11 protein-coding genes are annotated in these 13,181 nt (G+C 48.1%); 7 read left to right on the forward strand and 4 right to left on the reverse strand.

All coding sequences use genetic code 11. The annotated features are described in order from the left end of the window. The first annotated feature begins 198 nt into the window (after window positions 1-198). From ACGS9J_RS24175 to ACGS9J_RS24190, 4 genes are all read left to right on the forward strand, one after another. A complete protein-coding gene (locus ACGS9J_RS24175; protein ID WP_442233169.1) occupies window positions 199-2,721 on the forward strand; it encodes a replication endonuclease in 2,523 nt (840 codons plus the stop codon). 1 nt (window position 2,722) lies between these two features. Then, complete coding sequence (locus ACGS9J_RS24180; protein WP_442233170.1) at window positions 2,723-3,067, forward strand: hypothetical protein; 345 nt, start codon at window positions 2,723-2,725, stop codon at window positions 3,065-3,067. A 357-nt stretch (window positions 3,068-3,424) separates the two neighbouring features. After that, window positions 3,425-4,342 carry a hypothetical protein gene (locus ACGS9J_RS24185; RefSeq protein ID WP_442233171.1) on the forward strand — a complete coding sequence of 306 codons (918 nt, stop codon included), beginning with the start codon at window positions 3,425-3,427 and terminating at the stop codon, window positions 4,340-4,342. A 616-nt stretch (window positions 4,343-4,958) separates the two neighbouring features. Beyond that, window positions 4,959-5,687 carry a hypothetical protein gene (locus ACGS9J_RS24190; RefSeq protein WP_442233172.1) on the forward strand — a complete coding sequence of 243 codons (729 nt, stop codon included), beginning with the start codon at window positions 4,959-4,961 and terminating at the stop codon, window positions 5,685-5,687. A 366-nt stretch (window positions 5,688-6,053) separates the two neighbouring features. Here the strand turns inward: ACGS9J_RS24190 and ACGS9J_RS24195 are convergent, their stop codons facing one another. The 4 genes from ACGS9J_RS24195 to ACGS9J_RS24210 form a co-directional block, all read right to left on the reverse strand. Further along, window positions 6,054-6,389 (reverse strand): hypothetical protein, encoded by a 336-nt coding sequence (locus ACGS9J_RS24195; protein ID WP_442233173.1) that lies wholly within the window; start codon window positions 6,387-6,389, stop codon window positions 6,054-6,056. 74 nt (window positions 6,390-6,463) lie between these two features. Then, entirely contained in the window at window positions 6,464-7,405 is a 942-nt protein-coding gene (locus ACGS9J_RS24200; protein ID WP_442233174.1) for an HNH endonuclease, read from the reverse strand. 205 nt (window positions 7,406-7,610) lie between these two features. Continuing rightward, entirely contained in the window at window positions 7,611-8,648 is a 1,038-nt protein-coding gene (locus ACGS9J_RS24205; RefSeq protein WP_442233175.1) for a phage portal protein, read from the reverse strand. After that, on the reverse strand, window positions 8,649-10,418 hold the full coding sequence (locus tag ACGS9J_RS24210; protein ID WP_442233176.1) for a terminase large subunit domain-containing protein: 1,770 nt from the start codon (window positions 10,416-10,418) through the stop codon (window positions 8,649-8,651). It abuts the gene before it with no gap. Window positions 10,419-10,608: 190 nt separating this feature from the next. Between ACGS9J_RS24210 and ACGS9J_RS24215 the strand changes: the two genes are divergently transcribed. From ACGS9J_RS24215 to gpM, 3 genes are read left to right on the forward strand one after another with little or no spacing between them, the layout of a single operon-like run. Beyond that, complete coding sequence (locus tag ACGS9J_RS24215; protein WP_442233177.1) at window positions 10,609-11,406, forward strand: GPO family capsid scaffolding protein; 798 nt, start codon at window positions 10,609-10,611, stop codon at window positions 11,404-11,406. Between the two features lie 56 nt (window positions 11,407-11,462). Beyond that, window positions 11,463-12,521: a phage major capsid protein, P2 family gene (locus ACGS9J_RS24220; RefSeq protein ID WP_442233178.1), complete on the forward strand. Its 1,059-nt coding sequence runs from the start codon at window positions 11,463-11,465 to the stop codon at window positions 12,519-12,521. A 3-nt stretch (window positions 12,522-12,524) separates the two neighbouring features. Continuing rightward, complete coding sequence (gene gpM, locus ACGS9J_RS24225; RefSeq protein WP_217331045.1) at window positions 12,525-13,181, forward strand: phage terminase small subunit; 657 nt, start codon at window positions 12,525-12,527, stop codon at window positions 13,179-13,181.

Here is a 13,181-nt window from a genome sequence, read left to right on the forward strand (position 1 = left end):
GCAGTCCTTCATTTTTATGTATCGGTGTTCCATATGAGGCCCCGTGCAATTGAAAGCATTGAAAATATTTTTGACTGAGACTGATTTATAAATGCTTAAGGAAGATAAGGGAAGATGTTTACAACCGTTGCTACCGGATAACTCTGCTGATGATACCCAGTACGCTAATGTGCCAACATCACTGACGGAGGCCAAAGTATGAGTAAAACGACTCACGGACGGCACCAACCATCCCCGCCGCTGCCATACCCTGGCAGCGGCGCACCTGCTTGTGAATGGGCATTCTCATGGAATGCTCCGCTCCCGGTTATTGATCCGTCGCTGAACCGACCGGCCGAGATCGATAAACAGACCGAGGAGCAGATCGCCGCCACCCTGCGCGCACATCATCTGTTAGAACAACAACCACAGCTGATCCAACGCGATGTGCGCTACCACATCAACAATCTGGAGGAATCCCAGGGCATCCGCCGGGGCAATGCGTACTTGACGAAAAACTTTGTTGAGCGCGTATTGCCACGGCTTGATCTCGTCAGTGAAAAATACCGCGTTTCCGATAACAACAGCGATGCAGCCCTGTGCCACCGCTTTAACCATCTGCCGGACGCCGGACGATCTGATATTGAACTGCTGGCGAAAGATATCGCCGCTGTCATCAAGCAGGAACTGAGCGTAGTCGATGAAGAGACTGGCCGGTCTTCTGAATTATTGAACGTTATGGCGCTATATAAAGGGGCAGCCGCGCTCACCCGCAGGTTTAAGCAAAAGCCGCCACTGTGGAAAACCTACCAGGTGGCCCGCTGGAAAATGACAGTGGAGAACACCTCACCGGCAGTCATGCGCATGATGTCAGAAGATTGGTGGCTGCGCCGTTTGCGACGCCATTCTGACCGCTGGAAAGAACACCTGCATATAGCTATCGGTCACGTCAGCAAAAAAGCGACGCCCTATGCCAGCCGGCCAACCGTCAGCGATTGGCGGGAGCAGAAACGCCGCACCCGTGAATTCTTAAAATCGATGGAGCTGGAAGACGACGAAGGCAATCGCATATCGCTGATCGACAAGTACGATCACAGCGTTGCAAATCCAGCCATTCGCCGCTGCGAGCTGATGAACCGCATTCGTGGTTTTGAGGATATCTGCAACGAAATGGGGTTCGTGGGGGAGTTTTACACCCTGACAGCCCCTTCCCGCTTCCATGCCACCAACAGACATGGCCACCGCAATCGCAAATGGTGTGGAGCCAGCCCGGACGAAACGCAGCGCTATCTGCGTAATGTGTGGGAACGCGCACGCGCCAAGCTACATCGTAAAGGGTTTCGTATCTTCGGGATCCGTGTGGCTGAGCCGCACGGTGACGGCACGCCTCACTGGCATATGCTGCTATTCATGCGGCCCGAGGTAGTTGATCAGGTGCGCGATATCCTGCGCGCTTATGCCTGCGCGGAAGACACTGACGAGCTTTACAGCGAACGCTCAAGAAAAGCCCGTTTCCACGCCGAAGCCATAGATCCAGAAAAAGGCAGTGCCACCGGGTACATCGCCAAATACATCTCAAAGAATATCGACGGTTACGCACTTGATGGCGAACTGGACGACGACAGCGGCAAAGAGCTGAAAGAGGTTGCCCCGGCGGTATCCGCCTGGGCAGCCCGCTGGCGCATCCGCCAGTTTCAGTTTATTGGCGGCGCACCGGTGACGGTTTACCGCGAATTGCGCCGTATGGCTGACCATGAAACCGCACTAGGCCTCAGTGTCGAGTTTGCCGCCGTACATGATGCTGCCGATTACGGCCGCTGGGCTGAATACGTCAACGCCCAGGGTGGCCCCTTTGTCCGACGTGACGATCTGATCGTGCGCTCCTACTACGAGCCGGCAGAAGCCACTAACGACTATGGCGAAGACGTGATCCGGATCCGGGGTGTATTTTCACCACCGGTCGGGATGGATACCCCAATTATCACCCGCACGAAGGAATGGAAGTTCGTTCCGGCCCGTGCCGTTGACCTGGCCGTTGACCTTAAGGGCGCGCCTGCGCCCTCTCGGAGTTCTGTCAATAACTGTACGGTGCAGCCGGAAAGGCTAAAAACCAAGCAGGTGCAGGAATCTCCGCCACCGCCTGAAAACCTCGATTTTGAGCGAATAACCGACAAAGAACGGCGGTTGATGCTCCGGCGAATACGCAGCGCACCGCCAGAACCTGCAAAAAATCCATTTATGGTCGTCGCCGAGGGCTTCGCATTGCCAGACGAGGGGCTAAATCTGCCACCAATAAGGTCGGTACTACCTGACACAGCCAGCATTAAGCGATGGCGGGAGCAAGTGCGCCACGAGCAAGAGCAGCGCGCCCTGGCTTATTTCAGTTTGGATGATGGACAGGAGGCTGAAACTCACCGGCCACCTACGGCCAGCGCTGGCATTAACACAATCAAACGACCACTCAGCAAGCTGGAACGCCAGATCGGCAGCTTCGCCGAGTCCATCGGTTTCAGCCTGGATGCCTGCATTTTGAAATCGGTGGCCAGGGGCGCAACGGTCACTATCGACGGTCAGCGCTACCGAGCGCGGGCAGATGGTTGTCTGTACCAGCAATCAACTCCAGCAGCCACTACCGCGCTGACGCGGCTCACCGCGCTTTGGCATCAGCAGATACCAGGACAAACACGCCTTGTTGGCGAGCACCTGAGAAAAGAAACCATAAAGCAGCAATCGGAGGAATAGCATGACCACATCGGCAGAACGTAAACGCGCCCAGCGCCAGCGTGACAAGGCGAACGGTATCACTACGATCACCCTGCGCGTAGACAGCCAGGAAATGGCGATGATTTTGGAGGGTTGCCAGCAGCGCCGGATAGCCAGGGAACCTTACGAGGTAACGGAATACCTGATTGGCCTCATTCGACAAGACAACAAATTGCTGCATAAACAGCTATCAGAACTGCGGAAAAGCAGTTGCGAGAAGTGTGGGGATACATTGCCAGGCGAGATGCGTGGGTGCTGCATGCAAGGGGATTCTCAATGTTGGCAGACGGCAGGATACAAAAAGCTGATGCTGACCACGCTATAGAACCTTTGACAGATGAGAATAGCAGAGGTGGAAATAGCGTGTATTAACTCAGATTTGAACTGACACTTTTGCGAGTCATGCATAATATGGCAGATAACCTTGCATTGAATCAAGCAACTGAAATATAAGAGTATTATTTCAAATCCATCTACCTTTCGGCCAAGTATTCAATGAAATTCCTGCATGAGTTCTTGGGTGAACCCTGTTAAAGTCAAACTTGAGCATACTGATATTTAGGAATTGATGTATGAATAGTCACATATAAAAATATTATGTCTGCTAATATTTTAAACTTTGAGGCCACGATTGACTCAAGCATTCAACAGGGAACAATTATCAGCCTAATGGGGGTATAATTTGAGTTTGAAAGATTTCGCATCATTTATTGCAATAATAATTTCGCTTACTGCATTGTATTTTGCCGTAAGAAATTACAGGCGAAAGTCTGGCATCCACATAAGAGGACAATTTTGCATAACTTCAAGTGCAAATGCCGAAGATAAATACGTTAGTAGCATTACCTTGGAAAACTTCAAGGATAGGTCAGTTATAATATTCAAGGTATTTTTAAGGGTTGGCATTAATTATTATATTGAAATCGATGACTTCGAGCACGACCCGAAAATACTAAAATCCTATGAATCATACACCAGTAACTATGGTCCAGTTGACTTTTATTGTTTTAATATGAATAGAATTAAACTCAATCATTTCCTTCATTCAAGAAACACTAAAATTCACATTGTATTATCCACTTCCCATGGTAAGTATGTAGTAAAAGATTTTATAGAAAGATGGGATCCTGTATTTGACTTCTTCAGGAATCATTTTACAGCCTGTATCCAGCCAATGAGACCAATTAAAAATTCAGGTTACTATGGTTCGGAATTCAAATATTTAGTCAAGTTGCATACTGAAGATGAGTACATTAGAACAATCCCAGTTTATTCTAATGACTTTGATTATCCACGATTTGATAAGTTTAGGCTTACAGTAGAGTCTCTTTCCTCTCGTGAGAGTCTTGAAAATTTTTTAACAGAACAAGCAATAAATGGGAATTTAAAATGTGTGAATGTGGAAGTTATCGATGCAGAAAAACTAAGGAAGATGAACTACAGTCATGAATTTGAAAACGTATATGAGGCTGAACACTGTAGTCCATTTTATTATTTTGTCGTTGGCAGGTTGTTAACCATATTGAGTGACATTCAACTCTATTTCATCAATCGAAAACATAAAAAGGCCAATAAAAAATTTAACCAAAAAAATCAATAGCACCTCTACGCCACACAGCGAGGTGCTTCTTCTTTACATCTACAAATCTGATCGCCTCGCAACAATGTCCAAGAGAATGCAGTGCGGGTCTGGGGAGTTTAGGCAGAAAAAACGATCCCTATCGATCCTCTGTTCCGTGCCGTCCCCCCCGCCCCCGCGCTGCATACTTGAGAGTTCACTTTTTATGCAGTAGAAAATTATACCAAAGCCTTGCTGGCAGTAACCTGAAGGACTGATTTGATAGTCAAGAACGTATGCGGATTGTTGCACTTTAGGTTATGCAGTGTTTTTTCATTTAAAATCCGAGTCGATCCCGATAAAAACACGCTTAGACAAGAAAGCCAGTGCTGGGTAAGTCAGATGACATGATACTAACCTGCGACGTCACATTTTTATTTCCAACAGTCGTAGACATGTCATTTTCATAAAAAAAATCGTTTGTGACATGTCACAGCAACACACAGAAATGCATAAACATGTTAATAATAACGTAAAGCCACCAGTTGGGGCGACCTTTACTGTGGTGTTGAGAAAGTGTTTGGCTAACAGTCAATCTGGTTGGTATATTATGGATACTTACACAAGATAATCTACCTCTATAAAATTGAAGGACTTTATGGCCAATTACATAGATAGTAATATATTAAGTCAATCATACGTACATGTTGAACCAACATGGCTAACATCTGTTACTAATGAGCAAAAAGAAGCCGAACTTCAGAGGATTAAGGATAGCATTACGGAATATGCTCAAAAAAGGTTAAAGTTCTTCCTATATGATGATGTTGATATAGAAGTTGAATTTGAAGACGGTTCTATTAAAGCAAAGATAACTGCTTATGGTAAAGTTTGTGTTCTATTAAGTGCTCTAACCCCTGCAGGGCATGTTGTTGCTAACTACCCTCAGTATAGAGAAGGTGTTAAAGCCATTATATCTGATGTTCATAAAATTGGTAACGTTGTAAACTCTGAGGTTTTATTCCAAACACAATCAAGAAGTAAGGATGAGATTATCAGAGTTGAAGCCAGAAAGGGAATTGTTGGATCTCTTGAGAAAATACATAATAAAATGACATCAATTGAAAACAAACTAATTAGAAAAGATAATTCATCAATTTCTATATATAACGACATGTTGGATCTTAATAAATACATATCAGAGTTAGATGCTAATCTTAAAGACAAACAGGACAGGGATTCTATATCAAAATCACTTCATGAAGGTGTTAAAGAATTAAATTTAAAGAAAGGAAGGTTTAAGTTAAATGATTCTCTTAGTGAGAATATGTACGAAGACTTACTCTCTGAACGGAAAATTATATTGGAAAATCTATCACAGTGGTAAGGTCAATCATGGTTAGTGATTGCCCCAAAGACTTGAGGTAAAAATTAATTTCAAGAACAAACCATCTTAGCTGATGGTTTTTTACTTTTAAACCGCAAATCTTATTATTAGCGGAGCGCAATAACTAAATCCGTTCTACCGGTCAAGTCGCAAGATGCTCATTTTTAGAATCCCGTTTATGCTGTATAAATGTCAGAGCCCGACGGATGAGACATAGAGCCATCTTCAAACTGATGTGACTCTATAAACCAAGTAAGAGTCAGTTCCACCCCCACAGCGGGTATATTACTCCAAGTTAAGGGGAACATCATTGGACTCCCCAACCGATTATAGTACCCATAAATAAAATACGAGAGAGAAATGGGATCACTTACTATCTTTAAACGATGTAAACTTTCCTAGTTTAGCTGTAGAACCATTGTCTTTTAAGTTTAGTTCTTGGCAAAGCCTAGCATAGATTTTCTTCGGAAAAACACCTTTAAAACCCCATACATCACCTGCTTTTTTCATCTCGAGGATACCAGAGATGTTCTCATATTTGTAACCAAGCTGATTACGAACGATATATTTTGACACTTGTCCACTGGCAATCAATCCCTGTGCCGCTACTTCTGTAACGAGCTGGCGAAACTCATTCTCTTCTATATTTTTTATATCATCATTTTTTGTAAATATCACTTCAACATCAAAATATTCATTCATAGTTAACCCCCATAGATATATGGATTAATATAACCACATTATTCAACCTCATGACATAAAAAATAAATTTCACATCACCCATTAAATATCACCCATCTCTTCAATAACGCATCTTGAGAAACTTTATGATTTACTTTCAAACAAACACCTTCGAACTGTTGATAACCATTTTCAAAAGCACCTTTAGAAAAACGAATGCTATTATCAGCAGGATCGATAGCGCATAAATTCAAATCAAACAAGGTATGAATATCACTACGAAGCAGTAACCCATTACTGATATGATTATGGCTATCGTTTCGATACGCATCAACATGAGCTGCTTCGAGAATATCTACCAGCTCACATCCGGTAACAGCACAGACAGGGTTCGATACTAAAAGTTGGTCTCGAAATTTTTTTTGCCCACGTCGTTGTTTTATTTGTCTTTCAACCATATTTCTTTGATCATCAATCATCAAAATTGGTGCGTCATTATCAGCATCTCCGGCTTCAAGACCCAGAACTAAAGCAGGTTGAATGCCAAATAACTTGATAGCCCAATGAAAATTAACTTCCTGAATTGACATTTGACCATTATAGCGTGGAGTCTCAGCGATGAGTCTCTCCATTGTAACACCAGTTATCTCTTTGTAATGAACGCCATAATTGGCAATAAACTCTACAGCTGCTTCAAATATCACTCTTGGCTCATTAAACTCATGACCATTTTCACAGCGCCATTTAGGCTTAATATTCTTCCTCGGAATGATTTTTTTTGCGCTACAATCCATGTGGATGCATTTATTGCGTTTTTTATCTATATTTTTTGTTGCAACTCTATCAATAACAGAAACCCCTAGGACCTTGTTTCTATTTGTAATGATAACAATATCACCTACTTTTACATTTTTGTGGTTAGCGACAAAACTGTCATAACGATAAAATGAGGATGAGTCATCATGGTAACCATCATTTCCCCAATACCTTAAATCATCCTGTTCAATATTTTTAAAGGACCATGCTTTCTGTGTCACGAACTTATCCCGTATCTAAAGATTATTGGTTTGCTCTATCAAATCGCAAAGGGTTTTGATTTACAAGTTAAACCCATCACATGGTAACGATACCAACGTTTTGAACTCCCGCTTCGGGCCAAAGACGATTGCCGGACCAAATTTTAGCTCAGACCATTAAAAGTGCTAGCTCAAGTATGAGTCAGTGTATTTTTAGAGTAAAAGCTTATGAATCCTGTTTAAGCAGCTCATAAGGTTTAAAGCTGATCACCTCTTCCCCTGCCCACTCGTTAAGTTCGCATAGCCGTTCCTGCAATGGGGCCAGCTCGTTAATCGCAAATACCCGCGCAGCTTTCTCAACATCACCAAAACCACCGGTATTGTTCGGTAAAATCCCCATCAGTTGCGGTGGTGTGCGCTGGGCGGCAAGCTGATCATCGCGGGTCACGTTCTTGATGTTCAAAAACTCGTCCTTTGCCGCGACTTCGGCTAGCGGGATCAGTTGTAACCCGTCCGGCTTACCGCCAGGCGCATACATAAACAGGTTGCGGAAGTTACCCGGCCCTTTTGACTCTTTCAGCGCTTTGCGCAGATTATCGATATCCTCCTGCTTGTGCGCTGCATCGTTCATGTACAGGATAAACCCGGCATGACTGCCGTTAAGGTAGTATTTCCGACGGAACAGCGTCGCCGCCTCATTAAGCCAAATGGAGTTAAGCGAGGAAAGGTATTCGGGAACGCCGTAAATCTCCTGGTTAATGTCAGGATCCAGCAGGTGAAAAATAGAGCCCTCCGCAAACTGATGCGGCTCCATCCACGATTGCACGAACCAGTAAGAATCAGTTTCTACACCACGGCGGGTGTATTTCGCCAGACTGGGGGCCAGCTTCATCAGACCACCCAACCGGTTATAGCGCCCCTCAATAAAGCTGTTGCCGAACACCATAAAATCCTGTGCATAGCGGCTAAAATCCTGCTTTGACAGCAACCGGTGTGGTTTGAACATACTCACTAAAATATTGCGCTTCATGGTGATCGGTGAACTGTGATGCACCGCAGCGCGGAACGTCTTCGCCAGGCCACTGAAAGAGATCGGCGGCTCGTACCAACGGTCAACAATGCTGCATTCCAGGTAGTCCAGGATTTCACGCCGATCCAGCATCGGGATCGGGTCGCCGAAGGTGAAGGTCTCAACATGCGGCGCGCCGCTTTCTTTCTGCGTAATCGGCTGGGTGTTTTTGTGGCCCCGGTTGCGTTTGCTCATTTAAAAAATCTCCATAAAACCTGTATTGCTACCGGTTGCCCCTTCGAGCGGCTCATTGAATAAGGCGTGCATGACTGCCCAGGCCACATCACCGTGGCTGACACCTTCGGCGCGACTGGTGACATAGGTTGCCCGGCGGCCCGTTGCGGTCATCTGTTTGCGGATAGACATAAACGCCTGGGCGATATCCAGCGCGCCGGCGTCGAACTCCAGGCGGCCGGAGCGGATCACGTCGCGGGCTTTCAGTACCAGGTCGGTTTTCATTTCAAGGCTGTAGTTGATGGCGTTAACTGCCGGGAAGAACTGGCGCACCAGTTGCGACACCGCACGGCCAAGGCCGGTGTTATCAATACCGATATAGGTCACGTTGTAGCGCTCAGTCAGCGCCTTGATATTTTTGGCCTGGGCGGAAAAATCCATACCGCGCCATTGATGGCGCTCCAGCACCCGGAACTTGCCGCCGGCAATCAGCGGCGGCAGGATAACCGCACAGCCGGCGCTATCGCCGTTTTCCGAACTGGCCGGGTCATAACCGATCCAGACTTCCCGCGCCGCCACCGGGCGCAATGCGAAGGGTTTAACGTCTGTCCAATGCTCCCAACTGTCGACCATGCAACGCTGCATTTCCCCCATCGGGAACACCGATGCGGTATCGTCAATGAAGTTACACATGAATAGGTTTTCAAAGTCTTCATCACTGTTTTCTTCGCGCAATTCATCCAGATCAAACAGGTCACAGCCACCGCGTAGCGCATCTTCAATGGTAACGATCTGGCGAAACTGCTTATCTTCACAGAGCAGGCCGCTGGCCAGACGTTTATAGCTAACGTCAATTTCCCGGCGTCTGTCCTTCGACTTACCCTTGTTAAACAGCGTGCCATTCCAGAATGAATAGGCTTCATGGGTCATGCTGGACGGGGTAGAGAAATAGGTGGAGCGGTAGCGCGTTTGCGACGCCATTCCCGATGCGGCCCGGCGCAGCTTCTTAAAGCCTGGGATCCAGAAATATTCATCCAGATACAGGTTGCCCGGTCGCCCCTGGGCGGTGTTGGAGTTGGTGCCCAGGAAATGCATTTCCGCCGCGTTCGGCAGGATGATCGTTTCGCCGCGCAGCTCTACATCAACCTCCTGTGCAAACGCCATGATGTAGTTTTTGAACTGGTGCGCCTGTGCTTTCGAAGCAGAAACAAACATCTGATTGCGGCCCGTATCCAGGGCGTCGATCAGGGCTTCGCGGGCAAAATAGTAGGTTGCGCCAATCTGGCGACTTTTCAGAATGTTGCGGATACGGAATTCTTTCGACAGCCCGGCCTGATACCAACTGCGTTGATACTCAAACATCTGTTCCAAAAAGATTTCTTTCAGTCGGGCGTGTTGCTCGTCCGTAAAGGCATTTTTCTGCGTGCGTTTACGCGGGCCAGCGTTACGGGCGGCAATGTTGGGGTTAAGATCCGCCTCATTCCCGCCGCCATTGTATTTCCCTATGCGGGCGTGTCGCTCCGCCTGGCGCGCCAACAGGTCAATTTCTTTGAGGTCGCGCCCTTCCTTCTCCGGCTTCAGGATCAGTTGGCAATACCGGGCGGCGGTCGTGATTTGCATCTGGTCGAGCGGGCCGTAATCGTCCCACTTGTCGCGGCGTTTCCAACTGTGTACCGTGACGGGCTTCACCCCGATCATCTCGGCGATGCGGGTCACTCGCAGCCCCTGCCAATAGAGATACATAGCTTGACGCCGGGGATCTAAATCGGCACTGATAGTAATAGCATTCATGCGCAATCAGCCTGAAATTCAACGTTTCAATGCCGAAAGGCTACCTACCCGCTACCGCCAACACCCTTAATGTACCTTGTGCCATCGACCACACAAGGCCGCCGCGTTGTCCCCATTCCGGCCCCCCGCCAACATAAGCCAAACACGGCCAACACCGGCCTAATTCGCTTACATGATCGGGGCTTATCCAATGCCAATTTCAAAATCTTTCCGTGTCGCCGTCGAGGGGGCAACCAGTGATGGCCGTCAGATCCAGCGCCAGCACATCAAAGAGATGGCCGAAACCTATAACCAGCAATTCAAAGCGGCGCGCGTCAATCTTGAGCATTACCTGAGCATTTTCCCTGATAGCACCTTCTGTGCTTATGGTGATGTGATCTCCCTGAGTGCCGATGAAATCAGCGATGGCCCGCTAAAAGGGAAAATGGCGCTCTACGCCCAGGTTGATGCAACGGATGGACTGGTGCAGTTGAACAATAAGCGCCAGAAAATTTTCACCAGCATTGAGTATTACGAAAAATTCGCTGACACCAACAAAGCCTATCTGACCGGCCTCGCGTTCACGGATAACCCTGCATCACTCGGCAGTGAGGCGATGAAATTCAGCTCAAATCACCTGGCGCAGAAAGGCCTGTTTTTCTCTGCCGCCGAAGAAACCACCCTCGAATTCGAAACACCGGAAACCGATAAGCCGAACCTGCTCGCCAGCATTAAAGCCATGTTCAGCAAACGACAGGTCTCTGATGATGCGCGCTTTATTGATGTTCATCAGGCCGTGGAGTTGGTCGCCGAAAGGCAGCAGCAGGCTGAGGAAAAACTTTCCGGTCTGGATGGCATGAAAGACACCATTCAAAAGCTGACAGACCGGCTGAGCACCAGCGAGACGGCATTTTCTGCTCTGAAAACCAAACTCAGCACCACCGACCGAAGCGACAAGCGTCGCGAACTGTCAACGGGTGGCGATAGCGCCGAGCTAACCGACTGTTAAGCAACCAATTACAGGCGGTGACAGCACCGTTCTAGCCGATTTATAGGAAAAGAGACATGAGAAAGGTAACCCGTGAGCAGTACAAGAAGTATGTGAACCAGATTGCGGCCATCAACGGCATTGATGCCCTGGACGTAGCGGGAAAGTTCACCGTTGAGCCCTCCGTCAGCCAAACCCTGGAAGAAAAAATCCAGGAAAGCAGCGGTTTCCTGAAAAAAATCAATATCGTCCCGGTTGATGAACAAAGCGGTGACAAAATCGGCCTGGGGATTGATCGCCCGGTTGCCAGCACCACCAACACCGATGAAAAAGACCGTGAACCTATTGATCCGACCAATCTGGATGAACAAGGCTACATGTGTACCCAGACCAACTTTGATACCGCATTGAAGTATTCAAAGCTGGACTCATGGGCAAAATTCAAAGATTTTCAGGTAAAAATCCGCAACCAGATTGTGAAACGGCAGGCGCTGGATCGCATCATGATCGGCTGGAACGGCGTAAAGCGTGCGAAAACGTCCGACTTCACCGTCAACAAGCTGTTGCAGGACGTGAATATTGGCTGGCTGGAAAAAATCCGCAAAGGCGCGCCGGATCAGGTGATGTCAAAAATTTTGGATGAGGCTGGCGCGATCGTTTCAGAAAAAATCCGCATCGGTAAAGCCGGTGACTATCACAACCTGGACGCCCTCGTTATGGATGCCGTCAACGAACTGATCGCCGCCTGGTTCCAGGACGATACCGAGTTGGTCGCCATCGTCGGGCGCTCCCTGCTGGCGGATAAATACTTCCCGATCGTCAACAAAGAGCAGGAAAACAGCGAAATGCTGGCGGCGGACGTCATTATCTCGCAAAAACGCATCGGCGGGTTGCAGGCGGTGCGCGTCCCTTCCTTCCCGGATAACACCATTCTGATCACCCGCCTGGATAACTTGTCGATCTACTGGCAAGACGGTACCCGCCGTCGCCACATCATCGACAACCCGAAACGCGATCGCATTGAAAACTACGAATCGGTCAACGAGGCGTACGTGGTGGAGGATTACCAATGTGCCGCACTGATCGAAAACATCGAAATCCTCAAACCAGCCGCACCCGCACCCAAGGAGGATTAATCCATGACCAGTCCGGCACGCAGGCATAAGCAATATATCGCTGCGCAGCAGTCCTCTTCACTGAGTGAGGCGGCCAGCCTGAGCCACCTGGGCAACTATGACCTGCTGCTGTTCAAGATGCAGCAGGACTTGGCCAGGCTGAGCGGTGTTGAGTCCCACGACACCAAGGCGGAACTGAAACGCAGCATGATCCCCACTTACATGCCGTGGGTGGCCGGTGTGCTGCAAAGCGATGCCGGCAGGCAGGACGCCATTCTGATGCGCGTGCTGGTCTGGTTGCTGGACGTGGGCGACATGGAAACCGCGCTGAATATCGGCGAATACGCGGTCAAGCATGATTTGGTTGCCCCGGATGGTTTCGAACGTTCTACCGGCTGCCTGATTGCCGAAGAGTTGGCCGCCGCAGCACAACGCAGCATGACGGCCGGTAAGCCGCTGGATACCGCGCAGTTACTCCGCGCTCAGCAGTTGCTCACAGGGCAGGATATGCCGGACAAGGTCAAAGCCCGGCTGTATAAATTCGCAGGATATGCCCTGCGTCAAGACGGTGACAACGTGCTTGCCCTGGACACATTAACAAAAGCCCTGCTGAAAGATGAAAACTCTGGCGTGAAAACGGATATCAAGCAGTTGGAAAAACTCATTCAGGCAGGAAGTTAA

The sequence above is a fragment of the Serratia quinivorans genome (genome assembly GCF_052113645.1).
In the GTDB taxonomy this organism is placed as follows: domain Bacteria; phylum Pseudomonadota; class Gammaproteobacteria; order Enterobacterales; family Enterobacteriaceae; genus Serratia; species Serratia quinivorans_B.

Bases quoted from the DNA above. Each gene is read 5' to 3' on its own strand.
- ACGS9J_RS24175 (WP_442233169.1), top strand. From the start codon at position 199: ATGAGTAAAACGACTCACGGACGGCACCAACCATCCCCGCCGCTGCCA.
- ACGS9J_RS24180 (WP_442233170.1), top strand. From the start codon at position 2,723: ATGACCACATCGGCAGAACGTAAACGCGCCCAGCGCCAGCGTGACAAG.
- ACGS9J_RS24190 (WP_442233172.1), top strand. From the start codon at position 4,959: ATGGCCAATTACATAGATAGTAATATATTAAGTCAATCATACGTACAT.
- ACGS9J_RS24195 (WP_442233173.1), bottom strand. From the start codon at position 6,389: ATGAATGAATATTTTGATGTTGAAGTGATATTTACAAAAAATGATGAT.
- ACGS9J_RS24205 (WP_442233175.1), bottom strand. From the start codon at position 8,648: ATGAGCAAACGCAACCGGGGCCACAAAAACACCCAGCCGATTACGCAG.
- ACGS9J_RS24210 (WP_442233176.1), bottom strand. From the start codon at position 10,418: ATGAATGCTATTACTATCAGTGCCGATTTAGATCCCCGGCGTCAAGCT.
- ACGS9J_RS24215 (WP_442233177.1), top strand. From the start codon at position 10,609: ATGCCAATTTCAAAATCTTTCCGTGTCGCCGTCGAGGGGGCAACCAGT.
- ACGS9J_RS24220 (WP_442233178.1), top strand. From the start codon at position 11,463: ATGAGAAAGGTAACCCGTGAGCAGTACAAGAAGTATGTGAACCAGATT.
- gpM (WP_217331045.1), top strand. From the start codon at position 12,525: ATGACCAGTCCGGCACGCAGGCATAAGCAATATATCGCTGCGCAGCAG.